General features: G+C 71.1%; 22 protein-coding genes and 1 tRNA gene. 16 read left to right on the forward strand and 7 right to left on the reverse strand.

Features of this window, described 5'->3' with window-relative positions; all coding sequences use genetic code 11:
• Positions 1-179 precede the first annotated feature (179 nt).
• The 11 genes from OHT01_RS04105 to OHT01_RS04155 all read left to right on the forward strand — a co-directional run bounded on the left by OHT01_RS04105 (position 180) and on the right by OHT01_RS04155 (position 11991).
• Positions 180-1094 carry a class I SAM-dependent methyltransferase gene (locus OHT01_RS04105; RefSeq protein WP_328551728.1) on the forward strand — a complete coding sequence of 305 codons (915 nt, stop codon included), beginning with the start codon at positions 180-182 and terminating at the stop codon, positions 1092-1094.
• Positions 1091-1786: an SGNH/GDSL hydrolase family protein gene (locus OHT01_RS04110; protein WP_328551729.1), complete on the forward strand. Its 696-nt coding sequence runs from the start codon at positions 1091-1093 to the stop codon at positions 1784-1786. The genes OHT01_RS04105 and OHT01_RS04110 overlap by 4 nt, the downstream gene beginning before the upstream one ends.
• 92 nt (positions 1787-1878) lie before the next feature.
• Positions 1879-1970 (forward strand) — tRNA-OTHER (locus tag OHT01_RS04115).
• 54 nt (positions 1971-2024) lie between these two features.
• Positions 2025-2978, forward strand: coding sequence for a diacylglycerol/lipid kinase family protein (locus tag OHT01_RS04120; protein WP_328551730.1), 954 nt, complete (start codon positions 2025-2027; stop codon positions 2976-2978).
• A 42-nt stretch (positions 2979-3020) separates the two neighbouring features.
• On the forward strand, positions 3021-4193 hold the full coding sequence (locus tag OHT01_RS04125; protein WP_328551731.1) for a ferritin-like domain-containing protein: 1173 nt from the start codon (positions 3021-3023) through the stop codon (positions 4191-4193).
• 233 nt (positions 4194-4426) lie between these two features.
• Positions 4427-5887: a DHA2 family efflux MFS transporter permease subunit gene (locus tag OHT01_RS04130; protein WP_328551732.1), complete on the forward strand. Its 1461-nt coding sequence runs from the start codon at positions 4427-4429 to the stop codon at positions 5885-5887.
• Between the two features lie 92 nt (positions 5888-5979).
• On the forward strand, positions 5980-6405 hold the full coding sequence (locus OHT01_RS04135; protein WP_328551733.1) for an organic hydroperoxide resistance protein: 426 nt from the start codon (positions 5980-5982) through the stop codon (positions 6403-6405).
• 464 nt (positions 6406-6869) lie between these two features.
• A complete protein-coding gene (locus tag OHT01_RS04140; protein ID WP_328551734.1) occupies positions 6870-10328 on the forward strand; it encodes an ATP-binding protein in 3459 nt (1152 codons plus the stop codon).
• Positions 10329-10466: 138 nt separating this feature from the next.
• Positions 10467-10841, forward strand: coding sequence for a hypothetical protein (locus OHT01_RS04145; RefSeq protein ID WP_328551735.1), 375 nt, complete (start codon positions 10467-10469; stop codon positions 10839-10841).
• Positions 10838-11251 (forward strand): hypothetical protein, encoded by a 414-nt coding sequence (locus OHT01_RS04150; RefSeq protein ID WP_328551736.1) that lies wholly within the window; start codon positions 10838-10840, stop codon positions 11249-11251. Before OHT01_RS04145 ends, OHT01_RS04150 begins: the two co-directional genes overlap by 4 nt.
• Positions 11252-11427: 176 nt before the next feature.
• Positions 11428-11991 carry a potassium channel family protein gene (locus OHT01_RS04155; RefSeq protein WP_328551737.1) on the forward strand — a complete coding sequence of 188 codons (564 nt, stop codon included), beginning with the start codon at positions 11428-11430 and terminating at the stop codon, positions 11989-11991.
• 137 nt (positions 11992-12128) lie between these two features.
• Here the strand turns inward: OHT01_RS04155 and OHT01_RS04160 are convergent, their stop codons facing one another.
• Positions 12129-12461: a carboxymuconolactone decarboxylase gene (locus tag OHT01_RS04160; RefSeq protein WP_328551738.1), complete on the reverse strand. Its 333-nt coding sequence runs from the start codon at positions 12459-12461 to the stop codon at positions 12129-12131.
• Between the two features lie 318 nt (positions 12462-12779).
• The gene (locus tag OHT01_RS04165; RefSeq protein WP_328551739.1) at positions 12780-15167 is read right to left on the reverse strand and encodes an excinuclease ABC subunit UvrA; all 2388 of its coding nucleotides are present in this window, start codon (positions 15165-15167) and stop codon (positions 12780-12782) included.
• A gap of 357 nt (positions 15168-15524) precedes the next feature.
• On the opposite strand from OHT01_RS04165, the gene nhaA reads away from it, so the two are divergent.
• The gene (gene nhaA, locus OHT01_RS04170; RefSeq protein WP_328558018.1) at positions 15525-17426 is read left to right on the forward strand and encodes a Na+/H+ antiporter NhaA; all 1902 of its coding nucleotides are present in this window, start codon (positions 15525-15527) and stop codon (positions 17424-17426) included.
• 56 nt (positions 17427-17482) lie between these two features.
• On the opposite strand, the gene OHT01_RS04175 is transcribed toward nhaA, so the two are convergent.
• The 5 genes from OHT01_RS04175 to OHT01_RS04195 all read right to left on the reverse strand — a co-directional run bounded on the left by OHT01_RS04175 (position 17483) and on the right by OHT01_RS04195 (position 20492).
• Positions 17483-18394 carry a GlxA family transcriptional regulator gene (locus OHT01_RS04175; RefSeq protein WP_328551740.1) on the reverse strand — a complete coding sequence of 304 codons (912 nt, stop codon included), beginning with the start codon at positions 18392-18394 and terminating at the stop codon, positions 17483-17485.
• Between the two features lie 10 nt (positions 18395-18404).
• Positions 18405-19004, reverse strand: a complete 600-nt coding sequence (locus OHT01_RS04180; RefSeq protein WP_328551741.1) for an isochorismatase family protein — start codon at positions 19002-19004, stop codon at positions 18405-18407.
• 358 nt (positions 19005-19362) lie between these two features.
• Positions 19363-19716, reverse strand: coding sequence for an ArsR/SmtB family transcription factor (locus OHT01_RS04185; protein WP_328551742.1), 354 nt, complete (start codon positions 19714-19716; stop codon positions 19363-19365).
• Positions 19713-20159, reverse strand: a complete 447-nt coding sequence (locus OHT01_RS04190; protein WP_328551743.1) for an SRPBCC domain-containing protein — start codon at positions 20157-20159, stop codon at positions 19713-19715. Before OHT01_RS04190 ends, OHT01_RS04185 begins: the two co-directional genes overlap by 4 nt.
• Before the next feature lie 114 nt (positions 20160-20273).
• Positions 20274-20492, reverse strand: coding sequence for a hypothetical protein (locus OHT01_RS04195; protein WP_328551744.1), 219 nt, complete (start codon positions 20490-20492; stop codon positions 20274-20276).
• Positions 20493-20757: 265 nt separating this feature from the next.
• On the opposite strand from OHT01_RS04195, the gene OHT01_RS04200 reads away from it, so the two are divergent.
• From OHT01_RS04200 to OHT01_RS04215, 4 genes are all read left to right on the forward strand, one after another.
• Positions 20758-21210, forward strand: a complete 453-nt coding sequence (locus OHT01_RS04200; protein WP_328551745.1) for a phospholipase — start codon at positions 20758-20760, stop codon at positions 21208-21210.
• 672 nt (positions 21211-21882) lie between these two features.
• On the forward strand, positions 21883-22377 hold the full coding sequence (locus OHT01_RS04205) for a three-helix bundle dimerization domain-containing protein (protein WP_328551746.1): 495 nt from the start codon (positions 21883-21885) through the stop codon (positions 22375-22377).
• Positions 22378-22421: 44 nt separating this feature from the next.
• The gene (locus tag OHT01_RS04210) at positions 22422-23459 is read left to right on the forward strand and encodes a polyphosphate kinase 2 family protein (protein WP_328551747.1); all 1038 of its coding nucleotides are present in this window, start codon (positions 22422-22424) and stop codon (positions 23457-23459) included.
• Positions 23460-23513: 54 nt separating this feature from the next.
• Entirely contained in the window at positions 23514-26231 is a 2718-nt protein-coding gene (locus OHT01_RS04215) for a cation-translocating P-type ATPase (RefSeq protein ID WP_443043512.1), read from the forward strand.
• Positions 26232-26265: the final 34 nt, after the last annotated feature.

Here is a 26265-nt window from a genome sequence, read left to right on the forward strand (position 1 = left end):
CGCGACAAGGGCGCCGAACCCTCGCAAACAACGGGAATCCCCGGGCCCGGAAAACGGAATACGCCCTTACTCAGGGGCTTACCGGAGTGGGCGCGTAAGACAGTCGACGCACACGCGCCCTTCACTCACCGGCTCTTCTCCCGCGCTCCCCATGGGCCGAATTCCGGAAAGGAATCACCATGCTGACACCGCACCAGCCGACCCGAATGCAATCGGGTCTGCCGAGCGACACCGCGTACCTCACCGCACGCGCCCGCGCCGCCGACGCGATCGTCGAACCCGCGCGCCGGCTGCTCGACGACCGCTTCGCCTCCCTGTTCGTCACCGAGCCCCCGCTCCCCCGGACGTCCGAGGAGGCGATCGCCCGGCTGACCGCGATGGACTCCGCGCACGGCGGCTTCATCGCGGAGATCCTGCTGCGCCAGCGGTTCTTCGAGGACCAGCTGATACGCGCGGTCGCCACCGGCATCCGCCAGGTGGTGCTGCTGGGCGCCGGCTACGACACCACCGCGCTGCGGATGCCCGGATACGACCGGCTGCGCTACTTCGAGGTCGACCACCCCGCCACCCAGCGCGCGAAGCTCGAAACCCTGGTGGAGGCGGCCGTCGACGCCCCGTCGGTGACCTACGTCCCGGTGGACTTCGAGGCGGGCGACTCGCTCACCGAGGCCCTCGCCGACGCGGGGTTCGTGAGCGGCCGGCCGTGCGTCGTCGGCTGGCTGGGCGTCACCTTCTTCCTGCGCCGCGACGCCTTCGAGCGCACCCTGCACCACCTCACCGACCTGTGCGCACCAGGGAGCAGCCTCGTCTTCGACTACATGGACGAGAGCGTCGTCGACGGCACCACCCGCTACGAGGGCGCCCTGTCGATGGCCCGCAAGGTGGGCGCGCAGGGCGAGCCGTACGTCACCGGGCTGACCGCGGAGACCGCGTCCGAGGCCGCTCGCCAGGCGGGCTTCTGGCCGACCGAGGAGGTGCGGGTCCCCGAGCTCGTACGGCGCTACGGCGGCGCCGATCCCTACTGCAAGGACGACGACTTCATGGGCCTGATCGCGGCCGAACGCGCCGCGCGGGAGAACGGAGAAACGACATGACCACGACCGAAGGACCCACCGCCGAGGAGACCGACGCGCATGTCCTGCCCCCCGAGGAGGTCGACCGGTTGCTGGGCAAGGCCCCCTGGAAGCGCTTCGCGGTCATCGGGGACAGCCTCGCCGAAGGACTCGGGGAGTCCTCCCCCGGCTACGCGGACTCGCCCTGGGCGGAGCGGGTCCTGGAGGCGCTGCGCCGGGTCGATCCCGGTATGGAGTACCTGAACCTGGGTGTACGCCATCTCAAGGCGGCCCAGGTGCGGGCGGGACAGCTCGAAGAGGCCCTGGACTTCCGTCCGGACCTCGCCTCGGTGGTGTGCGGCGGCAACGACATGCTCGCCCGCGACTTCTCGGCGGAAGCCGTGGAGGCCGAACTCGACGCGATGGTAAGGCCGTTGCGCGAGCGGGGCGCCGACGTCTTCGTCTTCACCATCCAGGACATCACGAAGGTCTTCCCCGAACAGCTCGGCGGCGGAGGCCTGAGCGGTCGCATCGAGATCTTCAACGACCAGGTGCGCAAGGTGGCCGCTCGGCACGGTGCCCTCGTCATCGACATGTGGGCCCACCCCACCAGCAGCTCCCGCAGCGTCTTCAGCGCGGACATGCTGCACGCCTCGATGCGCGGCCACGCCGTGCTGGCGTCAGCGGTGTTCGCCCAGCTCGGCGCGCATCTGGCGGCGTCGCAGGGCCACTGAGAGGGCCGTGTCAGAGAGATCTCAGAACGCCCTGGCACCTTGGAGATGTGCACCGAACCGCAAGCCTTCGAGGCAAGCGCTTCGGTGTACGAGGAGAGATTCCCGTAGCGGCCCAACGGGGATCCGGGAAGCATCCCGGACCGGGGCTTCATCGCCCTCGCAGGTTCGAATCCTGCTCTCTCCGCCGCTCCGTGTCAGGTTCCGGTCGTCCGCCCGTCGAGATCCGAGGAGTTCAGGCATGCAGCCAGGCCGGTGGGCGGACTCCGGTGTACTGATCACCAACCCCCTCGCCGGGGCGGGACGCGTCGACCTCGTCGACGCCGGCACACTGGCCAGGTCCTGCGCGGAACTGGTCGGGGACCTCACGGTGATCGGGACCAGGTATCGCGGCCATGCCGAGGAGATCGCGGTCAAGGCCGTCGCCGACGGCGCCGACCTGGTGGTCGTGGCAGGCGGCGACGGCACCACCCGCGAGGTGGCCTCCGGGCTCGTCCGGGCCGGCGTGGAGCGGTCCGGGGCGTTGCTGCCCGCGCTGTTCTGCGTACCCGTCGGCACCGCCAACTCCTTCTACCGCGAGATCTGGTCCGACCGTCCCTGGCGACAGACGCTGGCCGAGGCGCTGTCCGGGCCCGCACGCCGGGTACGGCACATCGACGTGGCGCACATTCAGGAGAGCGACACCTACGCCCTGCTCGGCACGGGAACGGGTGTCGTCGCCGAGGTTCTCGCCGCCGCCAACCGCCTCACCGAGCTGGCCGGCCGCGACCGCTACCGGCAGGCGGTGGCCCGGGTCGTGGCGGCGCACAGGCCCTACCCCGCGCGGATAACGGTGGACGGCGAGGTGGTGCACGACGGGACCGTCCAGCTCACCAACATAGGTGGCGGCCGGTACCGCGCCGGGCAGTTCAAACTGATGCCGCGCTCCGTCCTCGACGACGGACTGCTGGACCTGTGCGCGTTCGACGGCACCTGCGACCTGATCGAACTGCTGAACCTGACCCGCGAGGGACAGCACGTCGAACGCCCCGGGGTGATCTACACCCGGGGCCGGCACTTCGTCGTGGAGCGCACCGACGGCGCGCCCCTGTCCCTGGAGTACGACGGCGAGATGGCGACCGGGGAGCGGTCCCGCTGCACAGTGGGTCTCCGCGCCGGCGTCCTGCCGTTTCTCGCACCGCCGCACCGGGCGTGAGCCGGGGAAGAGCGGCGGCACCCGGATACGGAGGAGACCCCCATGCACGGTGCCGAGCGCACCGCCGACGACCGGTGGGTGCTGCCCACGGCAGGCGACACCCACTTCACCTGGAACTACGACGAGGGCCGGGACCGGCTGCTGAGCCTGTACCAGAAGGGCAAGGACAAGCAGTGGGACAGCACGGCGCGCATCGCCTGGGAGACCGAGGTCGACCCGTACGACGCGCTCGGCACTCCGGAGAACACGCTCGCCCTGTACGGCTCCCGGCAGTACGCGAAACTGAACGAACGCGAGCGGCGGGAAATGCGCCGCCACATGGCGTCCTGGGAATTCAGCCAGTTCCTGCACGGTGAACAGGGGGCGATGATCTGCTCGGCGCGGATCGTCGAATCGGTCCCCGATCTCGACTCGAAGTTCTATGCCGCGACCCAGGTGATGGACGAGGCCCGGCATGCCGAGATCTTCTCCCGTTTCCTGAAGGAGAAGATCGGGATGGAATACCCGATCAACTCCCATCTGAAGAGCCTGCTCGGCGACTCCCTCTCGGATTCACGGTGGGACATGCCGTATCTCGGAATGCAGGTGCTGATCGAGGGTCTGGCGCTCGCGGCGTTCGGAATTCTCCGGGACAAGACGAACAAGCCGCTGCCGAAGCAGATCCTCGCCTACGTCATGCAGGACGAGGCCCGGCACGTCGCCTTCGGCAGGCTGGCCCTTCGGGACTACTACGCGGAGCTGACCTCCCGGGAGAGGGCCGAGCGCGAGGAGTTCGTGGTCGAGGGCTGCTACCTCATGCGGGACCGCTTCCGGATGCAGGAGGTCTGGGAGAACCTCGGTTTCGACATGGCCGAGTGCATGGAGTACATGGACAAGGGCCCCCGCATGCAGGCGTTCCGCTCCCGCCTCTTCACCCGGATCGTCCCCTGCGTGAAGGACATCGGGCTGTGGGGACCGGCCGTGAAGAGGGCGTACGAGGACATGGGTGTCCTCGACATGGCCAAGAGCGATCTGCTCGCCCTGATGGCCTCGGACGAGGCGCAGGCCGAGTTGCTGGACCGCGAGCGCCGCGAGGAGCGCGAGCGCGAGAACCACGAACTGGCGGTCCGTGTCGCCGAGGTGGACGCGGCTGTCGCGGCAGGGGCGGAGGGACCCGTGGGGGCCGACGGAGCGACGGGGACCAGGGGTACGGCGCAGACCAGGGACACGGCCTGAGACGGGGCGTGCGCCCCAGGGGCCGAGACCCGAGACCCACCTCCCGGACCCTCGGGGCACGCGCTCCCGCTCGCCGCCCGTCCGGCCCGCGCACGGCCGGCGCACGGCCCTCCCCCGGCGCGCAGACCCGGCAGTGCGAGCGACGGGTCGGCTGCGCTCAGTGACAACCCGATTGACGGCCGAGCACTCACACAGATACATTCCAACCATCGGTATGTTGGAGGTGTTAAGCGATGAGCGCTGGGCCCGCTGAAGCGGCGGCCAAGCGGGGGTACGTGCCCCTGCTGCTCCTCGCGTCGAGTGCGACCTTCCTGGCCGTCCTCGACGTGACGATCGTCAACCTGGCCATTCCTGATCTGCACAAGGACTTCAAGGGCTCCGCCCTGGCGGACCTGTCCTGGGTGATCACCGTCTACGCCACTGTGTTCGCCGCGCTGCTGGCACCCGCGGGGCGCCTCGCGGACGTGATCGGCCGACGTTCCCTCTTCACCGCCGGCATCGCCGTCTTCACGGCGATGTCCCTGGTGTGCGCACTGGCTCCGAACATCCCCGTCCTGCTGGCCGCCAGGGCCCTGCAGGGCGCCGGAGCCGCCGCGATGATCCCGGCGTCCCTCGCCATCGTCCTGATGGACACACCGCCCGAGGAGCGGCGCGCCGCGATCGGCAAGTGGAGCGCGGCCTCCGCGTTCGCCGCCGCGGTGGGCCCGTCGATCGGTGGTGTCCTGGTCGACACCCTCGGCTGGCGGTCGCTGTTCCTGATCAATGTCCCGTTCGGCCTGCTGCTCCTGCTCCGCGCGCCCATCATTCCCCGGACCACCCGCCCGGAGAGCAGCAAGGTGCCGGACCTGATCGGCACGATCCTGCTCGGGCTCGGCATCGGACTGCTCAGCCTCGGCATCTCCAAGGGCGAGGACTGGGGCTGGGGCGACGCGGCGACAGTGGGCTGTCTGGCCGTGGGCGCCGTCTCCATGGCGATCACCCTGATGCGCTCCAGGACCCACTCGGCTCCGGCCGTGGAGACCAGCCTGTGGCGCAGCCGGACCTTCGCCCTGGCGAACCTGTCCGTGTTCTTCTACGGCGCCTGCCTGTTCGCCTGGCTCCTGGTCGGCGTCCTCTACGTCACCTCGGTGTGGCACTGGTCGGAGCTGAAGGCGGGCCTGGCGGTGACCCCGGGCGCCATCGCGGCGACCCTGGTGGCCCTGTACTCGGGCAGGATCCAGACGAAGTACGGTCCGCGGGTCGTCGTGGTGGCCGGGGCGATCGTGCTCGCGGGCACCGGTTTCTTCCTCGCCTTCACCCTGCCGGACGAGCCCGACTTCCTCGGCTACTGGCTGCCCACCGGCATCCTGGCCGGCGCGGGCATGGGCGCGATCACCACGGGAACGTCGACCGCCGCCGCCCTCTCGGTCTCCCCGCTGCGCTTCGCGGCGGCGACCGGACTCAACCAGACGGCCCGCCAGGTCGGCGGCGCCTTCGGTATCGCCACGCTGGCCACCCTGCTCAGCAAGGCGAGCACGGACGCCGCCGACTACGGGCACGTGCTGCTGTTCTGCTCCATCGTCACCGCCCTGTCCGGCCTGGCGGGCCTCGGGCTCGTCATCAAGGCCCCGCCGGCCGCGCCCCAGGGCCAGTCCGCCCAGGGCACGGCGTCCGGCGCCGAGCGGACGGCCGAGGCGAAACCGACCACCCGCTGACCTCCGAGGGGCGGCGCGCGCCGGATGCCGCCCACCCGGTCGCCGTCCATCCGATCCAGGTACACACAAAACCGACGGAAGGTACGCAAGAGATGCCCATCAAGTCCAGCGAAGCTCTCTACACCGCAGTCGCCACCGCCGAGGGTGGCCGGGAGGGCCGCGTATCCACCGAGGACGGCAAGCTCGACATCGTCGTCAGCCAGCCCAAGGAACTGGGCGGCACGGGCGGTGGCACCAATCCCGAGCAGCTCTTCGCCGCCTGCTACAGCGCGTGTTTCCACGCCTCGATCGGAATCATCGCCCAGATGCAGAAGATCGACATCACCGGTTCCAGCGTGACGGCCCGCGTCGGCATCGGCCGCAACGACGCCGGCTTCGGCATCGTCGCCGAACTCACCGCCCACCTCCCCTCGGTGGACGAGGCCACCGCCAAGGCGCTGGTGGAGAAGGCGGACCAGATCTGCCCGTACTCCAAGGTGACCCGTGGCGACATCGAGGTAACGATCAAGACGGCCTGACCCACGCCGCGAAGACCCCGCCGTCCGGTGAACCAGCCGGGCGGCGGGGTCTTCGTCCGTCCCGGCCGCCCGCACCGGACGGCCCACCACCCCGGGCACGGCAGGCGGAAGCACCAGGACGCGCGTCAACACGGTTGATTCGGGGCGGAGTTGCCGGTCCGGGCCGCCGGGTGACCCCAACCTGCCGGGCCTGCGTCCGGCCGAGGGGTGCACCCCGGCCGAGGCGGACGTGTTCACCCGCCGTCCGCGATCGCCGCCGGTGGTCCGCACGCCTGCCACCACCTGACCCGGGGCCCTCGCCGGTGCCGCCGGACCGCGGCACCGGCGCGTCCGTGCTCGCGGCCCGCGCGTCTCCTGCCTAGGCTCTAAGGGGTGGGCGGAACGGTGGAGGACCGGCTCGGAGCGGCGGGACCGGTCGACCCGGAGGACCGACGAGGGCTGCCATGGTGACGGGTTTCCCTTTCGTGGGACGCGAGGACGCACTCGGAGAACTCCGGGAGGCGCGGGAGCGCGCCGCCGCGGGCAGGGGCGGGCTCGTCACCCTCACGGGGGCGGCCGGAGCGGGCAAGACCCGCCTCGCGGAGGAGGCCACCGCTCGCGCCGAGGGTTTTCGGACGGTGTGGACCTGGTGCCCGCCGGACGCCGTGGACCACGCGCTGAGACCCTGGTCGCGGTTGCTGCGTGAGCTGGTCGTGGACAACGTGCGGTGCGGGCGGCTGGTCGCCGGGTCCCCGTCGCTGCGGGCGCTGGTGGCCGGGTCCGCGGAAGGCGGTCGGACGGAGGCCGACCCCGAGGTCGCGCGGCTGAGGCTGGCGGGGGATGTCACCGAGGTCCTGGGGACCGTTGCACGGCAGCGCCCGCTGCTGCTGGTCCTCGACGACGTCCACGCGGCCGACGCCTCCTCGCTGCGGCTGCTCCTGGAGACCGCGGACGCCGTGCGCGGTGCCCGGGTGCTGTTGCTGGCCACGGCCCGCGACGACGACACCGCCTGGCACGACCGCGCCTGGGCACGCGCTCAACTGCTGCGCCGCGGGCGCGCGTTGCCGGTCGGACCGCTCCGGGAGAAGGACGTGGCTGCCTTGCTCGACGCGGCGACCGGCAACGCGCCCGCGCCCTCGGCCGTGCAGGCCCTGACCCGGTACACGGGCGGTGACGCCTTCTTCGTGACGGAACTCCTGCGGGCGGGCGGCGGCCCCGACGGGCCCGGTCCCGGGGGCCCGGCCACGGCCGTCTCCGTCCGGGTCCGGGACGCGGTCCGTACCCGTAGTTCCGAACTCTCCCCCCGCGCGGCGCGGTTGCTGGACCTCGCCTCGCTGCTGGGCACACGGTTCCGGCTCGACGTACTCGCCGAGGCCGCCGCGGTGCCTCTCGACGAGGTGCGTGCCCTGCTCGGGGAGGCGGCCGGTGCCGGGCTCCTGGCGGAGGCCGGGGCGAACGAGGGCCGCTTCCGGCACGATCTCCTGCGCGAGGCCCTGTCCGAGAGGCCGTCACCCGGTGAGCGGGCCGGGCTGCACCGCACGGTGGCGACCGTGCTAACCGGCTACGCCCGGCGCGGCCGCGACACCGGCCCCGCCGAAGTCGCCCACCACCTCCTTCTCTCCGGCCCGGAACACGCCCGTGAGGCCGCCGGGTACTGCCGGGAGGCCGCCGATCGTGCCGCCGCGCTGCTCGCGTTCGAGGACGCGGCGCGCTGGTACGAGCGAGCCGAACAGGCGTACACGACCGGCGTCCTCGACGCTCCGGAGGAATCCGGGAACGGTACCGGCACCGGGACCGGCACCAACGCGGGTGCGGTGACGGTTGCCGGGGATGCTGCCGGGGCGGGGGTGCATGGCGGTGCCAGTGCAGGTGCCGGGGCAGGAGGACCTTCCGGGGTGGTCCGGGGTGGCGAGGTCCCCGGTGTCGGGCTCCGTGACGCCGACGCGCGCGTCGAGGTGCTGCTCGGCCTCGGGGCGGCGCGGCTCGGGTCCGGCGACTGGGCGGCGGCCCGTTCCGCGCTGCTGCGCGCCGCCGCGCTGGCCCGCCGGGCGGGGCGGCCCGATCTGCTCGCGCGGGCCGCTCTCGGCCTGGGTACGGGGCCCGTCGGCTTCGAGGTCGATGTCGCCGACCGCGAACAGGTCGACCTGCTGGGCGAGGCGCGGGCCGCGCTGGCGGACGATCCGGAGCGCGCCGCGCTCCGGGCCGCCGTCACGGCCCGGCTGTCCCTGGCGGCGGCTCTCCTCGAACCCGAGGGGCGCCGGGTCGCCCTCGCGGAGGAGGCGGTGGCCACCGCCCGTACGGTCGGCGCCGCGACGACCCTCGGCCCGGCGCTCGCGGCCCTGTGCGACGCCCGGCCCGGCCCCGACCACTGCCGTGACCGCCTCGAATGGTCCCAGGAGATCATCTCCGTGGCCCGTGCCGGGCGTGAGCTCGCCCTCGAACTCCTGGGCCGTCGACTGCGGTTGGTCGCGCTGATGGAGACCGGCTCGTTCACCGAGGCCGACGCCGAGTCGGCGGCGTACGAGGCGGCGGCCAGGCCGCTGCGGCAACCGCTGTACCAGTGGTACGTGCCGCTGTGGCGCGGCACCCGCGCCCTGATGGAGGGGCGGTACGACGACTGCGCCGACGCGCTCGACGAGGTGGACGCGCTGGGCGGAGCGGCGGGCAGCGGCAACGCCGCGCTGCTCGCCGAGACACAGCGCTGGTGTCTGTACGCCGAGACCGGCGACCGGGACAGGCTGCGGGAGCTGCGCGACCGGGCGCCGTTGGAGCGGATGCCCGGCGTGTGGCCCCGCGTCACGCTCGGCCTGCTCGCCGCGCAACTGGGCAGTCCCGAGGAGGCCGGACGGCGGCTGACCGCGGTGCTGCCGTCGCTGCTCCGGGCGCCCCGGGACAGCGAGTGGCTGCCGATGATGGCCCAGGCGGCGGAGACCGTCGGCGCGGTGGGCGAGCATGCCGCCGCCTCCCCGCTCTACGACGCCCTGGCACCGTACGCGGGCCTGTTCGCGGTGGAGGGCATCGGCGCGGCGATCCGCGGCCCGGTCGACCGTCATCTGGCCCTGCTGGCCCGGTCCCTGGGCGACGACCGCACGGCCCGCCGCCACCGCGACCGCGCGGTGCGGGCCGCCGTGGAGGCCGGGGCGGTCGCGCTCGCCGAGCGCATCTCGCACGAGACCGCGGAGACCCGGCGCGGTCCGCGGGACGGGAACGGGACCGCCGTTCCGGCACCGACGGCGTCCGGCGGGGGCGCTCCCCGGGCGCGGGAACGCACGATCGACACCGCGTCGCCCCCGGCCTCCACCGATGGGCCGGCCCAGGATTCGCCCCATCCCGCGACGCCGCCACCCGCCGCCGTTGTCCGGCCGGACTCCGGCCTTCCCGCAGCGCTCTTCCGCCGCGAAGGCCCACTGTGGCACCTCGTCTACGCCGGCCGGGAGGTCCGCCTCCCGGACAGCAAGGGCCTGCACGACATCGCCGTGCTCCTGGGGCGGCCGGGCACCCCGGTCCCGGCGGTCGATCTGGCGGCGCCCGGTCCCGCCGCCGTCACCGGTGAGCCCGGGGCAGCGGAGCTGCACCCTCCCGGTGACCTGGGTGAGGTGATCGACGCCACCGCGCGCGCCGCGTACCGGCGACGGCTGCGGGAGCTGGAGGAGGAGACCGAGGACGCCGACACGAGTGGGGACGCCGGGCGGTCGCGGCGGATCGCCGAGGAGAAGGACGCCCTCGTCCGCCAGTTGTCCGCCGCGTACGGCATCGGCGGCCGCGTCCGCCGCGCCGGTTCCCCCGCGGAACGCGCCCGCACCGCCGTCACGGCGCGGGTCCGCGCCGCCGTGCGCCGCGTCGCGAAGGTCCACCCGGAGCTCGGACGCCATCTGGAGACCGCTGTGCGCACCGGCACCCTCTGCGTCTACGAACCCGAGAACCCGCCCGACTGGCGCCTGTGACTCCCCGGGCCGGGCCCACCGGTCCGCGAGCGACGCCGGTGAGCCGTCACCTCACACCGTGCCGTCCGACCTCACGCCTGCGGGGTGAAGGCGCCGTACGAACCGGGTACGGCCTCGGAACGAAGGTCAGGAGACGTCATGCCACGCACAGCCAAGGCGGAGGCGGAGCTCAAGGTCGACGAGCCGGTGATCGAGGGCCGGTACGCCGAGGTGGGCCCGTACACCGTCTCGTACGAGACCATGAAGGCGGACATGGATCCGGCGCCGCTGTTCCAGGGGCTCCCCGACGACCGCTGCCAGTGCCCGCACTGGGGCCAGGTGATCTCCGGAAAGATCGTCTTCCGGTACGCCGACCACGACGAGGTCTTCCACGCCGGGGACGCCTATTACGGCGCACCGGGCCATCTGCCCCTCCTCTTCGCCGGGACCGAAGTCGTCGAGTTCAGCCCCACCACCGAGCTGGACCGCACCATGCGGACCGTCGGCCGCAATCTCGCGGAGGCACTGTCATGAGCGCCCTCGACGCCCGCCGGGCCAAGGAACTCGCCGAGCTCTTCGTGGAGTTCCTGCAGACGAACAGCGCCCCCGCCGGACTCTTCACGGACGATGTGTTCGTCGACCTCAGCCTGCCCCAGTGGCGGCTCCAGACATCCGGCCGGGACAACCTCGTGGCCCTGCGCCGAACCAGCCATCCCTTCCTCGGCAGCGTGCCACGCCACCGGGCCGACGTCACCGAGACCGGCATCGTCATCGAGTTCGAGGAGCGCTGGGAGGGCGCCGGCGGCACCTGGTACTGCCGCGAACTGCTCCGCGCCGACGTACGCGACGGCTCGATGAGCGAGGTGTCCGTCTACTGCACCGGCGACTGGTCCCCCGAGGTCCAGGACTCCCACCGCCGAGAGGTCACCCTCGTTCGGCCCTGAGGACAGCAGGCGGAAGGAAGCGGACAGCGATGGAAGGGGGGCGAGGCTGCTGGACGGCACCGCCATCCAGGTGACCATGTGGTGCGCCTGCCGCACGGCACGCCGCCCACCGGGAAGGTTGAGTCCGCGGGCCGACTCGGTCGCAAGGGCACGGCGGCGGGCATCGGGGCGGAGCGGTGGGCGGGAAGTCGAGGAGCAGTCGCCGGCAGACGCTGCGCGCCACCCTGCGGTCGCTCCTGACATCGGCCGTTCTCGTCGCCGCCTACTACCGGCTCCCGCTCGACTCGGCCTTCACCCCGGGCACGGTCCTCGCACTCGTGGGCGGCATCCTCGCGGTGGCGCTGCTCCTGGCCTGGCAGATCCGCGAGATCACCCGGGCCCCGCGGCCCGAGTTGCGCGCGATGGAGGCGCTGGCGACCACCTTCCCGCTCTACCTGCTCCTGTTCGCGACGGTCTACTACCTGATGGAGCACAGCGCGGCGGGCAGCTTCAGCGAGCCGCTGTCGCGGACCGACGCGCTGTACTTCACCATGACGGTCTTCAGTACCGTGGGCTTCGGGGACATCAGTCCGCGCAGCCAAACGGCCCGGCTGCTGGTCACGGGGCAGATGACGGTGAACCTGCTGCTGATCGGCGTGGCCGCCCGGCTTCTCGTGTCGGCGGTCCAGCGAGGCAGGCTCCAGCGGAACGCGCCGGGGACGCCCGGCACGGAGAGCGACGGGCTCCCGGGCGACCGGTGAATCCATGCGGCGAATCCGCGAGGTGCCGGCCATCGGCGGCCGCGCCGCCGGACCGGCACCCGCACCGCCCGCGACCGCCCGCGACCGCTTGCGACCGCCTCCTGCCGACGACGGAAGGAGAACCTGACGAGGCGGCCCTAGACGTTGGGCTCCGCCTCGATCTCCGCCTCGGCAACGGCGATCGCGATGCCGAACGCCGCCGCGATGTTCCCCGCCGCCGTCATGACACGCGCCGTACCCACGATGGGAGCGATGGCCACCAGGACATCCTGCACCGCGGCCATGGTCAGATCGGCCTTGATGGCGGGATCGATGTGCGCGAGGTAGGAGATGGGCGGCGCGTCCGAGGCCGCGAGCGCCGCGATGCGCGTGAGCAGGAGTTGGTCCGTCGGCAGTCCGCACCGCTCCAGGGAGTCGACGGTCATGGCGGCGATGGTGTCCAGGACAGGGGTGTCGGATGCTGTGGTCATGGTGGCCGGCCTCCTGATGCGCTGACGGGGGCGCTGGAGGCGGAAGGAGTCGCTGTCCGCGGGCGCCGCTCTGTGCGTCAACCGTAGGTGCATTCCGGACACCGCGCGCGCGGAGCCCGGAGGGGGCCCGAAGGTCCCGCCCCGGTCCCGGCCGGCTTCCCTGGCGGGTCGCCACCCGCGTTCGGGGCGGGCGCTGTTCGGTGTCCGGGCCCGTCAACTCGCCCGAGCGCTCGACCGGGAGAGTCGCCCGTCCGTGACCTCGGCCGACGGGACGAGCTCCGCCCCGGCGAGAACTCGTCCCGTGCGCTCGGACGCCGGTCAGGAACCGACGTACGCCGCGAGGTGTTCGCCGGTGAGGGTGGAGCGGGCGGCGACGAGGTCGGCCGGGGTTCCCTCGAAGACGAGCCGGCCGCCGTCGTGACCGGCTCCGGGGCCGAGATCGATGATCCAGTCGGCGTGTGCCATGACCGCCTGGTGGTGCTCGACGACGATGACCGACTTGCCGGAGTCGACGATCCGGTCGAGCAGACCGAGCAACTGCTCGACATCGGCGAGGTGCAGGCCGGTGGTCGGCTCGTCGAGGACGTAGACGCCGCCCTTGTCGCCGAGGTGCGTGGCGAGCTTGAGCCGCTGTCGCTCGCCGCCGGACAGCGTGGTGAGCGGCTGTCCGAGGGTGAGGTAGCCGAGCCCGACGTCGGCGAGCCGCCCGAGGACGCGCTGCGCGGCCGGCGTGTGCGCCTCACCGGCGCCGAAGAACTCCTCGGCCTCGTCCACGGACATCGCGAGCACCTCGCTGATGTCACGGCCGCCGAGGTGGTACTCGAGGACCGACGCGTCGAACCGCTTGCCCTCGCAGTCCTCGCAGGTGGTGGCGACGCCGGCCATCATCGCCAGGTCCGTGTAGATGACGCCCGCGCCGTTGCAGGTGGGACACGCCCCCTCGGAGTTGGCGCTGAACAGCGCGGGCTTCACGTCGTTGGCCTTCGCGAAGGCCTTGCGGATCGGGTCGAGCAGACCGGTGTACGTCGCCGGGTTGCTCCGCCGCGAACCGCGGATCGGCGCCTGGTCGATCGACACCACACCCTCCCCGGCCGGGATGGACCCGTGCACGAGCGAGCTCTTGCCGGAGCCGGCGACGCCGGTGACGACGACCAGGACCCCGAGCGGGACGTCGACGTCGACGTCACGCAGGTTGTTCGCCGACGCGCCGCGGATCTCCAGCGTGCCGGTGGGCTTGCGCAGCGTCTCCTTGACGGAGGCCCGGTCGTCGAAGTGGCGGCCGGTGACCGTGCCGCCGGTCCGCAGTTCCTCGACCGTGCCCTCGAAACAGACGGAGCCGCCGCCCGTACCGGCTCCGGGGCCGAGGTCGACGACGTGATCGGCGATCACGATGGTCTCGGGCTTGTGCTCCACGACGAGCACCGTGTTGCCCTTGTCCCGCAGCCGCAGCAACAGGTCGTTCATCCGCTGGATGTCATGGGGGTGCAGGCCCGCCGTGGGCTCGTCGAAGACGTAGGTGACATCGGTGAGCGAGGAGCCGAGGTGGCGGATCATCTTGACGCGCTGCGCCTCGCCGCCGGACAGTGTGCCCGCCGGCCGGTTCAGAGCGAGGTAGCCGAGGCCGATCTCCACGAACGAGTCGAGGGTCTGCTGGAGCGCGGAGAGCAGCGGCGCGACCGAGGGTTCGTCCAGATCACGGACCCATGCGGCGAGATCGCTGATCTGCATGGCGCAGGCGTCGGCGATGCTGATCCGCTTGATCTTCGACGAACGGGCGCCCTCGCTGAGCCGGGTGCCGTCGCACTCGGGGCAGGTGGTGAAGGCGACGGCCCGGTCCACGAACGCCCTGATGTGCGGCTGCATCGCCTCCTTGTCCTTGGAGAGCATCGACTTCTGGATCCGCGGGATCAGACCCTCGTAGGTCATGTTGATGCCCGCGATCTTCATCCTGACCGGCTCGTGGTGGAGGAAGTCGTGCAGCTCCTTCTTCGTGTACTTGCGGATCGCCTTGTCCGGGTCGACGAAGCCCGACTCCTTGTAGAGCCGCATGTTCCAGCCGTCCGAGCCGTAGCCGGGGATGGTGATGGCGCCCTCGTTGAGGGACTTGGAGTCGTCGTAGAGCTGGGTGAGGTCGATGTCGGAGACCGTGCCGCGGCCCTCGCAGCGCACGCACATGCCGCCGGTGCGGTTGAAGGTCGCCTTCACCGCCTTCTTGGCACCGCGCTCCACGGTGATGGCACCGCTGGCCTTGACCGAGGGGACGTTGAAGGCGTACGCGCTGGGCGGGCCGATGTGCGGCTTGCCGAGCCGGCTGAAGAGGATGCGCAGCATCGCGTTGGCGTCGGTGGCGGTGCCGACCGTGGAGCGGGGGTCGGAGCCCATCCGCTGCTGGTCGACGATGATGGCGGTGGTCAGGCCTTCGAGGACGTCGACCTCGGGCCGTGCGAGGGTGGGCATGAATCCCTGCACGAAGCTGCTGTAGGTCTCGTTGATCAGCCGTTGCGACTCGGCGGCGATGGTGTTGAACACCAGCGAGCTCTTGCCCGAGCCGGACACGCCGGTGAACACCGTCAGCCGGCGCTTCGGGATCTCGATGCTGACGTCCTTGAGATTGTTCTCCCGCGCGCCGAGCACGCGGATCAGATCGTGGCTGTCGGCACCATGCGGCGCGGACGGCTGCGGGTCCGTCCTCGTGGCCTTGCTCATCGTGTCTCCATCTGTCGGGCGGGGCCGCCTTCACGGTCTCCGCCTGCATCGCCTGCCTCGATCCAACCAGTTTCGCGCGGTGCTCCGGGTTCTCGTTCGCCGACTCCGTCCGTGCGGTCGTGGCCACCGCCCGCGGCGTACGCCACCGTCGGTGCCGGCCGATGTGATGGGACGGTGTCCATGCGCCACGCTAGGTGAGGCCCGGCCGTCGGCGCTTCTCCAATCCTGATCGGTCCGGGCACCCTCGAACGCTGATCGGGCACCCCCGAATCCTGCTCGGTCCTGGCACCCCCCGTCGGTCCGGGCACCCGTCGTCTGGGGAAGTATCGGGTCCGGGGCGAGAATCGGAGGGTGACCATGCCATCCGAGACGTCGCCCCTGTCAGGTCAGACTCAGTGCGGCAACCGCGCCCGCAGCCCGTTGCGCGCGTTCCTGCGGACGGAGACCGGCAGCGCCGCCGTGCTGCTGGCCGCCACCTTGGTGGCGCTGGCCTGGGCCAACATCGGTCCCGACTCGTACGAGAGCGTGTGGGGCACCGAGCTGTCGATCCGTATCGGGTCGGGCGGAGTGTCGATGGACCTGCGCGAATGGGTGAACAGCGGCCTGATGACGCTGTTCTTCTTCGTCGTCGGCCTGGAGGCGCGCCGCGAGTTCGACCTGGGCGAGCTGCGAGAACGCCGCCGGGTCACCCTGCCGCTGCTGGCGGGTCTCAGCGGCATGATCGTCCCCGTCGTCGTGTACCTGGCCATCACCTCGGGCCATGGCTCCGCGGCGCACGGCTGGGGTGCCGCCATGTCGACCGACACCGCCTTCGCCCTGGGCATGCTGGCCATCTTCGGCTCACGGCTGCCCACCAATCTCCGCGTCTTCATGCTCACCGTCGCCGTGGTGGACGACTTCCTGGCGCTGGCCATCATCGTCGTCGCCTACAGCGACACCATCTCGCTGCCCGCGCTGCTGACGGCGCTCGGCCTGTTCGTGGTCGTCCTGTTGCTGCGGCGCACCATCGGCGCGCGGATTCCGTCCCTTTACGGCGTGCTGGGCGTGGCGATCTGGGTGGCGCTCCTGAAGTCGGGCATCGACCCGGTGGTGACAGGTCTCGCGATGGGCATGCTGACGTACGCGTACTCGGCGGAGCGCAGCGATCTGGAACACGCCAGCCGACTGTTCCGGCGTTTCCGCGAGCAGCCGACGCCGGAGCTGGAGCGCACGGTGCGGCGCGGTCTCGCCTCGACGCTCTCCCCGAACGAGCGGCTCCAGCAGATGTTCCATCCCTGGACCAGTTACGTGATCGTGCCGCTGTTCGCCCTCGCCAACGCCGGAATCACCCTGAGCGCCGGTCAGCTCGCCGACGCCTTCACCTCACCGGTCACCCTCGGCATCCTCTTCGGCTACCTGCTGGGCAAGCCCGTCGGCATCATCGGCGGCACCTGGCTCACCACACGCGCCGCCCGAGGACGTCTTCACCCGCCCGTGGGCTGGGGCGCCATCACGGCCGGGGGCACGCTGGCCGGTGTGGGCTTCACCGTGGCGCTGCTGATCGCGTCGCTGGCCTTCACCGGCGACCGTCTGGCGCAGGCAAAGGTCGGCATTCTGGCCGCGGTCGCGTGCTCGTTCCTCCTGACCTGGGTCGTCACCCTGGTCATCGGTGCGCTCACCGGGCGCTCCCGCGCGCGGGCGCTCCTCGGCACCGGTCAGAGCATCGTGGACCTCAGCGAACCCGTCGATGTGGAGCGCGACCATGTGCGCGGGCCGCTCGAAGCGCCCGTGACCCTCGTCGAGTACGGCGACTTCGAGTGTCCGTACTGCGGTCTTGCCGAGACCGTGGTGCGCGAACTGCTCGCCGACTTCGGTGACGTGCGCTATGTGTGGCGCCATCTTCCGCTCACCGACGTGCACCCCAACGCGCAGCTCGCCGCCCAGGCGGCCGAGGCCGCGGCCCGCCAGGACCGCTATTGGGAGATGCACGACCTTCTCATGGGACACCAGGGTGACCTGGGGCCGAAGGACCTCTTCCGGTACTCCGCCCGCCTCGGCCTCGACAGCGACCGTTTCCGCGAGGACCTCCGGGGCGTCGCGGCCGCGGCCCGGGTGGCCATGGACGTCGAATCGGCCGACCTCAGCGGTGTGTCGGGCACACCGACGTTCTTCGTCAACGGCCGCCGTCACTACGGCGCCTACGACATCGCCTCGCTGACGGCCGCCGTCCGCGCCGCGCGCCAGCGGGCGTCGCTGACGGGAGCGGGTCAGGAGACCTGAGACCCACTCGTGCGACCCGCTCATGAGGGCCGCTCATGAGGGCCGCTCGTCGCGGTTCAGTTCGCGCGGGCCCGGAGACGGCGCAGCATGCGGGCGTCTTCGAAGCCCACCGCGTGGGCCGCGGCGTCGACGGTGGCACCGTGGCTGATGAGGTGCTCGGCGCGCTCCAGACGCAGGGCCTGCTGATAGCGCAGCGGTGTGAGGCCGTCGGTCGCGCGCCCGAACAGGCGGGTGAGGGTGCGTTCGCTCACGCCGACGGCCGCGGCCAGTTCCGGCAGGGGCAGCGGCCGGTCGAAGCGGGCGTCGAGCAGGTCCTGGGCCCGGTGCACGGTGTCGTCCAGGTGGGACCGGTACCGGAGCATCGCGCTGGTCTGCGGTTCATGGCCGTTGCGCCGTGCGTAGACCACCATGTCCCGCGCCACCCGGGCACCGACGGCCGGGCCGTGCCGGGTGGCGATCAGGTGCAGGGCGAGATCGATCCCGCTGGCGATCCCCGCCGAGGTGACCACCCGGTCGTCCTCGGTGTAGAGGACGTCGCGGACCACGACCGCCCGGGGGTAACGGCGGGCGAGATCGTCCTGGACGTCGTGGTGCGTGGTGCAGCGACGGCCGTCGAGCAGACCGGCCCGGCCGAGCGCGTCGGCTCCCGCGCAGACACTGGCGACGGTGCCGCCGTTCGCGTGGTGGTCCCGCAGGACCCGCAGGCCGGCCTCACCGATGGGCGGACCGTCGGTGAGGGTGGGCGCCCGCCAGCCGGGCACGACGATCAGATCCTCGGGGCCGAGCTCGGGCCAGTCGAGCCGGGTCACCAGCGGCAGCCCCTGAGCGGTGCGGATCCGCGGCTGCTCGGCGACGTAGTCGAGGGTGTAGGGGTGCCCGAAGTCGTCGGCCGTGGAGAAGACCTGCGCGGGGCCGGCCAGGTCCAGCAGATGGACTCCGGGCACCAGGAAGAAGACGATGTGGCTCACGATCCGGTCATCATGCCCGAGACCCGGCCCCGGTCTCCAGCTCGTCCACCGTGGCGATGGTGGCGAAGCGCCCGGCCAGGGCGTACTCGGTGCGCCGGATGACTTCCTCGGCGCTCAGGGTCCGGGGGTCCGCCAGCAGTTCGGCCACGCTCCGGTCGGCGGGGGCGTCGCGGTGCGGGACGGGGTTGGTGGCGGTGGCGTCGGTGACGAAGGTGACCCGGTAGCCGAGGTCGCTCGCGAGGCGGGTGGTGGTCTCCACGCACTGCTCGGTGCGGATGCCGCAGACGGTGAGCTCGCGGACACCGCGCTCGGTGAGGAGTTGCTGCAGATTGGTGGTGGTGAAGGCGTTGTGCGAGGTCTTGTGGATCAGCGGTTCGCCGTCCTGGCGCCGGAGCTCCTCCATCAGCCGGACATGGCCGAGGGCCGGGTCGAACACATCACCGCTGCCGGGCTCCGAGTGCAGCACCCACACCACCGTGTCGCCGGCCCGGCGGGCGAGCCCGACCAGTCGGTCCACCTGGTCGGCGATCTTCGGGTTGGAGATGGTCTCCCACAGCGGGTGGGCGCGGAAGGATTCCTGGACGTCGATGACGATCAGTGCTCGATTCATGCCACCCACTCTGTCCGGCGGGCCTGCCCTGGGGACAGGCCGCATCGGGTCCGGGTGCGGACCGATCCGGTCACACCGGAAGCAGGCCCGAAACGCCCGGGTGCGAGCGCCATGACGGCGCGGGCACGACGACGGACACATGAACAGGGACCAGACATGAACACATGAACACTTGAGGACGCGGGTGCCGACGCAGGCGAACATCGTGCCGCACATGAACACATGAACGGTCGAGGACACAGGACATGGCGCATGGGACATGGGACATGGGCGCTGAGGGACAGGGAGGCCGTCGGGCCATCGGGTCTGTCGCGGTTTCCGCCCGCCCGGGGGGCCGGCGGAAACCGCGACAGGGCGACTACGTACGGGACGCGCGTTCCGCCGCCTCGGCGACGCGCTTGATGTTCGCCAGGCGCCGGTCCCAGTCGGCGGCGAGTGCGGCCATCCAACGAGCGGTCGCGTTCAACGCGGCCGGCCGTACCGCGTACCGCACCTCGCGCCCCACCCGGCTCCCGGTGACGAGGCCGGCCGCGTCCAGCACAGCGAGATGCTTGACCACCGCCTGACGCGAGACGGGCAGTTCCTCGGCGAGTTGTGTGGCCGTGACCTCGCCCCGGGCCGCCAGCAGATCGAGCAGATGGCGTCTCGTCGGATCGGCCAGCGCGGCGAGGACGCCGTCGACCTCCTCGGCCTCGCCTCGTTCCTCGGTCACACCGACGGCTGGGTGGCGCGCTTCTTGAACGCGTCGAGCACCTGGGGCCAGCCGTTGCTGTTGTCCTCGTGAGCCTTGCGCCGCAGGTCCGGCGACCCGGAGAGCGCCGCGAAGCCGCTCTCGACGACACGCAGCCGCGTGTTCGCGCCTTCCGGGATCAGGGTGAACTCGACCAGGGTGCTGTTGCCGTCGCTCAACTCGTCTCCCGGGAACGCACTGGTCCAGCGGTAGGCGACGTACGTGGGCGGCTGGACCTTCTCCACCCGCACCGGGAACTCCCCGTACTGGGCGTTCTTGACCACCGCCGACTCGCCTTCCGTGCCCTGCGCCGTGGGCAGGCTCTCCTCGTCGGCCACCCAGAATCCGGGCACGGCCACCAACGGCCATACCCGCTCCAGGGGCGCTTCGATCAGGGTCTCGCGTTCGATCCGGTCCTCGGTCATGAGGGGCTCCTTCACAGCAACGAATGATGCAACTCCAGGGTTGCACGTCGGGCCGACATTCGCAACCACCCGGTTGCACGTCCCTGGAGCCGCCCGCCCCGATCGAGCCACCGCCTAGCAGGCGAGCATCTTCTGGATGGCCTGCCGCGTCACGCCGAGCTCCCGCGCAATGTCCGCCTGCGACACTCCCTGATCGATGAGCCCTTGCATCAACTCGCGCCGCTCGACAGCGAATTGCCGGGCCAGACGCGCGTGATGGATGGCCTGTGCGCGCACTTCCTTGATGCGACCGAGAGTCGGCTCGTACTCGGAGAGGTCCTTCGTGTTCGCCATGCCCCCAGAATGACAACCCCCCGTTGTCACGTCAACCCCCCGTTGTCATGTCGGAGAGCGACGACACCTCACCCCGGAGCCACGAAGGAACACATCCAGCCATAGTCCGTCATGGTGGTCGCAGACATGAAACGCCTCCCCCCAACTCCACGGAGTTAATTGATTGTTGAGGTACCAGCTCTATGCAAGGGGGGTCGCGGTGCCGATCATTCTTGTCATGAACCTGCAGCCCGATGGGCGGGTCGCAGCCTCATGGAGGTGTGGGATGCACCGAAGACTCGCCACCGGCCTTGCCGCCTCGGCCATGGCCATTGCCACCATCACAGCGACCGCTACAGCCGCTAGCGCCGCCCCTGCCGACAAGCCCCAGGTCCTGTCCAGTTGGACCCAGACCAGCGCGTCGAGCTACAACACCTGGGTCGCCGCCCGAGCGAACCAGTCCGCCTGGTCAGCGTATGCCTTCGACTGGTCCACCGACTACTGTTCCGACTCGCCGGACAACCCGTTCGGCTTCCCCTTCGCCACCTCATGTGCCCGCCACGACTTCGGCTACCGCAACTACAAGGCCGCCGGCGCCTTCGATGCCAACAAGTCACGTCTGGACAGCGCCCTTTACGCGGATCTCGAACGGGTCTGCGCCAACTACAGCGGCGCGACGAAGGTCTCCTGCGACAGCACCGCCTGGACCTACTACCAAGCGGTCAAGGCCTTCGGCTGAGCCTCCGCGCATGAAGGGGAGCACCGAACAGAGCGTGACCACGACGTGACACGCGCCCTGCCCGCGCCCCGGTGCGATTCGAGCCAACCCCTGTCGACCTGAGCCTTGATGATGGTTCGTCAGTTTTCGTCGCGGCACGGCGGCCGACGTGTGTCCGGTCCGCAGCCGGGCCCCTGCCACCCACCCCGCACTCACGACCATTCCCTCGTCCGCCGTGCGTCCACGGCACCGAGGGCGAGCACGCCATGGCTGTGGGAGCGCGGGTCGGGTGGCGCGGGCCGTCGTCCATGACCTTGCCGTCCACTCCGCGCCCGGTCCGGCGACCCACCACCCCTCTTCCCCTCCCCTCCCCCTCTTCTCCCTCTTACCCCTCCCCCCTTTCCTCTCTCCTCCCCTCCTTCCTCCCTTCCTTTCACGATCGGCCGAGAGCGGGGCCGGCCTCCGTGCCGTTCCGCCGGCCCTCCGCTGCGGTTCGGCCGTGCCCCGGCCGTTGCGGGCACCGGCCGGGGGCGCGTCGTCCGTGAGGCGGTTTCGACCGGACGGTCCCAGAATGAGTGGGACGGCCTCGTACCCGGCCGTCGAGCCGTCTCGGGGCGGTCTGATCGGGACCGTGGGCACCGCGGTCTCCGCCCCCTGAGGCTCGAGTCTTGCGAGCGCGCGGGTGGTTCAGCGATGAAGACGGACGAGCCGGCATCCACGGCCGACGAGAGCGGCGCACCGCGGGAAGCGGGTCGCGCCCCCGCTCCGCCCGCAGGCACCGGCCCGACGGCAGCCCCCGCCGCTCACCCGGGCGTCCGCCAGGCCGAGACGGTCGCCCTCCTTCGGCTGGCCGCACGGTTGAAGGCCGCCTACCCCTCGGTCGACCCGTCCGTCGTGGATCAGGTGGTCGCGACGGCCCGCGGTTCGTTCCAGCAGGCGAAGGTGAGAACGTACGTCCCGATCCTGGTCGAACGCCGGGTCCGGCTGCTGCTGGGCGCCCTCGACCGTGACCGGACCCCCGCCGCGCCGGAAGCCGTCGGCGACGCGACCGTGGAACGGCCGACACAGGCCGGAACGGCGGATCGGCAGACCCGGAACCCGGGACGGCCAACTCTGCTCGGCCGGTGGATACCCGCCAGACTCCGGCCCGCTCCCGCGCCCGACATGGGGCGTGCCGGTGAGCGCTGACGACCGCGTGGTACTCACCGTGAGAAGCAGAGAGGCGGGTCGTCATGACGGATGCCAGGGCCGAGCGCGTCGCGAAGCTCATCGAGCCACTGCGGGTCGAACCGGGATCGCGTGTGAACCTGGGCGAGGACTTCGACCCCCGGTACAAGGCCGGTCTGAAGAAGAAGCACGGCGCGGAGCTGCTCCGCGCCGGCGTGTCGCTCCTCGCCGAGTACCAGGAACGGCTGGCGGCCCAGGACACGTACGGCGTACTGCTCTGTCTCCAGGCGCTCGACGCCGGTGGCAAGGACGGCACGATCCGGCACGTCATGAGCGGGGTGAACCCGCAGGGCGTCAAGGTGAGCAGCTTCAAGCAGCCCTCCGCCGAGGAGCTCGACCACGACTACCTGTGGCGGTACGCCACCAAGCTGCCAGCGCGTGGCGACATCGCGATCTTCAACCGTTCGCACTACGAGGAGGTGCTCGTCGTCCGGGTGCATCCGGAGCTCCTCGACCGGCAGCGGCTGCCGGCGGACGTGCGCGGCGCGGACATCTGGGATCGCCGCTACCGGGCCGTCAACGACTGGGAACGCTATCTGACCGACAACGGGTTCAAGGTCGTGAAGATCTTCCTGAACCTGTCCAAGGAGGAGCAGCGCACCCGGTTCATGAAGCGGCTCGACCTGCCGGAGCGGAACTGGAAGTTCTCCGCCGCCGACGTCCGGGAGCGCAGGCGGTGGGATGCGTACCAGGAGGCGTTCTCCGAGATGCTGTCGCGGACCAGTACGCCGTGGGCGCCCTGGTACGTCGTCCCGGCGGACCGGAAGTGGTTCGCGCGCGTCGCGACCGCGGCGGTGCTGGTTCACACGCTCATGGACATCGACCCTCGTTACCCGGTGGTGGGCAAGGAGGCGCGCAAGGACCTCCGGGCCGCGAGGCGGGAACTGGAGGCCGACGCTCCCGAGGGCGCGCCGGCCGATCCGTACGCGGCCACGCATCCCGTCCCCGAAGGGGGCGGCGGACGACGGCGGAGCGGCCACCGGGCGAAGGGGCGGCAGACGTCCGCCGGCGCATCGCGGACCGGGAAGGGCAAGCGCGAGTGAGTCCCCCGGGACACGGACGGCGGACCGAATCCAGAGCGGAGAGCTGAGATGGCGATGCAGTCGAGCGGCCCGAAGGCTCCGGAGCGTGCTGCTCCGGAGCTCTGGTACGCGCGTGCTCCGCAGGACGTCGCGTCGGCCTTCGGTGTCGATCCGGCCTCCGGACTCAGCGCTGCGCGGGTCGCCGAACTGCTGGCGGAGAACGGGCCGAACGCGCTGCCCGAGGAGAAGCCGAAGCCTGCGTGGCGGCGGTTCGTCGAGCAGTACCGCAGCTACATGCAGATCGTCCTCGTGGTGGCGGCGATCGTGTCGCTGGCGATCGCCGAGTGGAGCACCGCGATCCTGCTCGTCCTGCTGACGCTGCTGAACGCGATCGTGGGTCTGCGGCAGGAGGGCAAGGCCGAGAGCGCGATGAACGCGCTCAAGTCGATGCTGACGGCGACCGCCCGGGTGCGGCGCGACGGAACGGAGTCGGAGATCCCGGCCGAGCAACTGGTCGTGGGCGATGTCGTGCACATCTCCGCGGGTGACCAGGTTCCGGCGGACGGCCGGCTCATCGAGGCCCACGCGCTGCAGATCGACGAGTCGGCCCTGACCGGCGAGAGCGTGCCCGCCTCGAAGGACGCCACGACCCTGCCGAAGGTCATCATGGGCCCGGGGGACCAGTCGAACATGGCGTTCATGCACACCCCGGTCACCCATGGCAGCGGTGTCGCGGTCATCACCGCGACCGGTGAGGGGACCGAGCTCGGAAAGATCTCGGAGATGCTGTCGGCGACCGAGCGCGAGGAGGCGCCGCTCACCACGGAGCTCAACACGCTGACGCTGTGGATCACGGCCGCCGCTGGTCTGACCATGATCGTGATGTTCGCGCTCGGGCGCAGCCGCGACCAGGCGTGGGACGCCCTGTTCGTCAGCGCGGTGTCGCTGGCCATCGCCGCCATTCCGGAGGCCCTGCCGACGGTGACCCAGGCGATCCTGTCCGTCGGCAGCCTCAATCTGGCGAAGCGCGACGCGATCGTGAAGGAGCTGCCGTCCGTCGAGACCCTGGCGTTCACGTCGGCGATCAACTCGGACAAGACCGGCACCCTGACCATGAACCAGATGACGGCCGTGGAGGTCGTGACGCCCACCGACCGGTACACCGTCTCGGGTACGGGTTACGGCCTGGACGGGCGGATCCAGCACGCCGCCGGTTCCTCCGCGGGCATCGAGGACGCGATCCTTCCGTACCTCGTCGCGAACGACGCCAAGCTGGTGGACGGTGAGGTCGTGGGCGATCCCACCGAGGGCGCGTTCCTGGTGCTGGCCCACAAGGCGGGGCTGGACCTCGACGCCACGCACAGGCGGTTGCCCCGTGTCGCCACGCTGCCCTTCGACCCGGGTTACAAGCTGATGGCCACCTTCAACTCGGCCGTCGACGCCGTGGGCCGGCCGGTGGTGCGCTGTTTCGTCAAGGGCGCGGCTCCGGCGGTGACGGCCCGTGCGGCCAGCGCGCTGTCGGGCGGCGCGACCGTCCCGTGGGACGAGGAGCTGAGCCGGCGAGCCGATGAACAGGCCGAGCGCATGGGCGGTGAGGGCCGCCGGGTGATGGCGGCGGCGACCCGGGATCTGGACCCGGCCGACTTCGATCCCGGCGGCGACCTGCTCGCCTATGTCACCGGCCTGCGGATGACGAGTCTGGTCGGGATGGTCGACCCGCCCCGTGAGGAGTCCCGGGCCGCGGTGGCCAGCGCCCAGGCCGCCCACATCCGGGTCCGCATGGTCACCGGGGACGACGTCACGACCGGTGCCGCGATCGCCCGGCAGCTCGGCATCCCGGGCGAGGCGGTCCTCGGCGCCGACTTCGCCGCGCTGCCGGAGCACGAACAACTGGCCCGCATCGACGACATCGGTGTGGTGGGGCGGGTGGCGCCGGAGCACAAGGTGCTGCTGGCGGACACGCTCAAGAAGAAGGGCGATGTCGTCGCGATGACCGGCGACGGCGTCAACGACGCTCCCGCCATCAAGTCCGCCGACATCGGTATCGCGATGGGCAGTGGTACGGACGTGGCGAAGAACGCGGCGCGGATGATCCTTTCCGACGACAACTTCGCGACGATCGTCTACGCCGTGGAGCAGGGCCGCAAGCTCTACGACAATCTCACCAAGTACATCCGCTTCGTCCTCCTGCTGCTCGTCACCTTCGTGCTGACCTTCCTCGGGGCGACCATCTTCAACATCGCGGCCGGTGAACCCTTCACCCCTCCCCAGGTGCTGTGGATCCACTTCGTGGTCAACGCCTCGTTCGGTTTCGCGCTCGGCTTCGACAAGGAGAGCGCGGGGCTGATGCGGCGCAGGCCGCGTCCTCGGGGGGAGTCGGTGCTGACCCGGCCCGTGATGGTCACGGTCGGGCTCAGCGGGCTGGCGATCACGCTCATCCTGCTCGGGCTGATCAAGCTGGGCGAGTCCCGCTTCGACAGCGTCCGCGTCGGCAGTTCGATGGCGTTCACCGCGTTCGCGCTCTGTCTGATCGTGGCCGCGTTCGAGTGCCGCAGCGAGACGGAGTCGGTGCTGACGACGAGCACCTTCGACAGCAAGCAGATGAACTGGACGGCCCTGGCGCAGTTCGTCCTCGCGGTCCTGGTGACCCAGATGGACGGGTTCCGTCGCATCCTCGGGACCACCGAGATCGACCTGAAGCAGTTCGGCTGGGCCCTGCTGTCCGCCGTCGCGCTCCTGGTCCTGTGGGAGGTGGGTAAGCTCCTGGCCCGCAGGGCTCAGCGCACCGAGTGAGTGCGCGGGCCCGTGTCCGTGGCCCGTCGGGCGC

This window comes from Streptomyces sp. NBC_00358, from assembly GCF_036099295.1.
GTDB lineage: Bacteria > Actinomycetota > Actinomycetes > Streptomycetales > Streptomycetaceae > Streptomyces.

Excerpts from the sequence above, each read along its gene's own strand:
- OHT01_RS04165 (WP_328551739.1), bottom strand. The coding sequence starts at position 15,167 with ATGAGCAAGGCCACGAGGACGGACCCGCAGCCGTCCGCGCCGCATGGT.
- OHT01_RS04105 (WP_328551728.1), top strand. The coding sequence starts at position 180 with ATGCTGACACCGCACCAGCCGACCCGAATGCAATCGGGTCTGCCGAGC.
- OHT01_RS04145 (WP_328551735.1), top strand. The coding sequence starts at position 10,467 with ATGCCACGCACAGCCAAGGCGGAGGCGGAGCTCAAGGTCGACGAGCCG.
- OHT01_RS04195 (WP_328551744.1), bottom strand. The coding sequence starts at position 20,492 with ATGGCGAACACGAAGGACCTCTCCGAGTACGAGCCGACTCTCGGTCGC.
- OHT01_RS04215 (WP_443043512.1), top strand. The coding sequence starts at position 23,514 with ATGCAGTCGAGCGGCCCGAAGGCTCCGGAGCGTGCTGCTCCGGAGCTC.
- OHT01_RS04200 (WP_328551745.1), top strand. The coding sequence starts at position 20,758 with ATGCACCGAAGACTCGCCACCGGCCTTGCCGCCTCGGCCATGGCCATT.
- OHT01_RS04130 (WP_328551732.1), top strand. The coding sequence starts at position 4,427 with ATGAGCGCTGGGCCCGCTGAAGCGGCGGCCAAGCGGGGGTACGTGCCC.
- OHT01_RS04205 (WP_328551746.1), top strand. The coding sequence starts at position 21,883 with ATGAAGACGGACGAGCCGGCATCCACGGCCGACGAGAGCGGCGCACCG.
- OHT01_RS04180 (WP_328551741.1), bottom strand. The coding sequence starts at position 19,004 with ATGAATCGAGCACTGATCGTCATCGACGTCCAGGAATCCTTCCGCGCC.
- OHT01_RS04210 (WP_328551747.1), top strand. The coding sequence starts at position 22,422 with ATGACGGATGCCAGGGCCGAGCGCGTCGCGAAGCTCATCGAGCCACTG.
- nhaA (WP_328558018.1), top strand. The coding sequence starts at position 15,525 with ATGCCATCCGAGACGTCGCCCCTGTCAGGTCAGACTCAGTGCGGCAAC.
- OHT01_RS04125 (WP_328551731.1), top strand. The coding sequence starts at position 3,021 with ATGCACGGTGCCGAGCGCACCGCCGACGACCGGTGGGTGCTGCCCACG.
- OHT01_RS04110 (WP_328551729.1), top strand. The coding sequence starts at position 1,091 with ATGACCACGACCGAAGGACCCACCGCCGAGGAGACCGACGCGCATGTC.
- OHT01_RS04150 (WP_328551736.1), top strand. The coding sequence starts at position 10,838 with ATGAGCGCCCTCGACGCCCGCCGGGCCAAGGAACTCGCCGAGCTCTTC.
- OHT01_RS04190 (WP_328551743.1), bottom strand. The coding sequence starts at position 20,159 with ATGACCGAGGACCGGATCGAACGCGAGACCCTGATCGAAGCGCCCCTG.
- OHT01_RS04160 (WP_328551738.1), bottom strand. The coding sequence starts at position 12,461 with ATGACCACAGCATCCGACACCCCTGTCCTGGACACCATCGCCGCCATG.
- OHT01_RS04120 (WP_328551730.1), top strand. The coding sequence starts at position 2,025 with ATGCAGCCAGGCCGGTGGGCGGACTCCGGTGTACTGATCACCAACCCC.
- OHT01_RS04135 (WP_328551733.1), top strand. The coding sequence starts at position 5,980 with ATGCCCATCAAGTCCAGCGAAGCTCTCTACACCGCAGTCGCCACCGCC.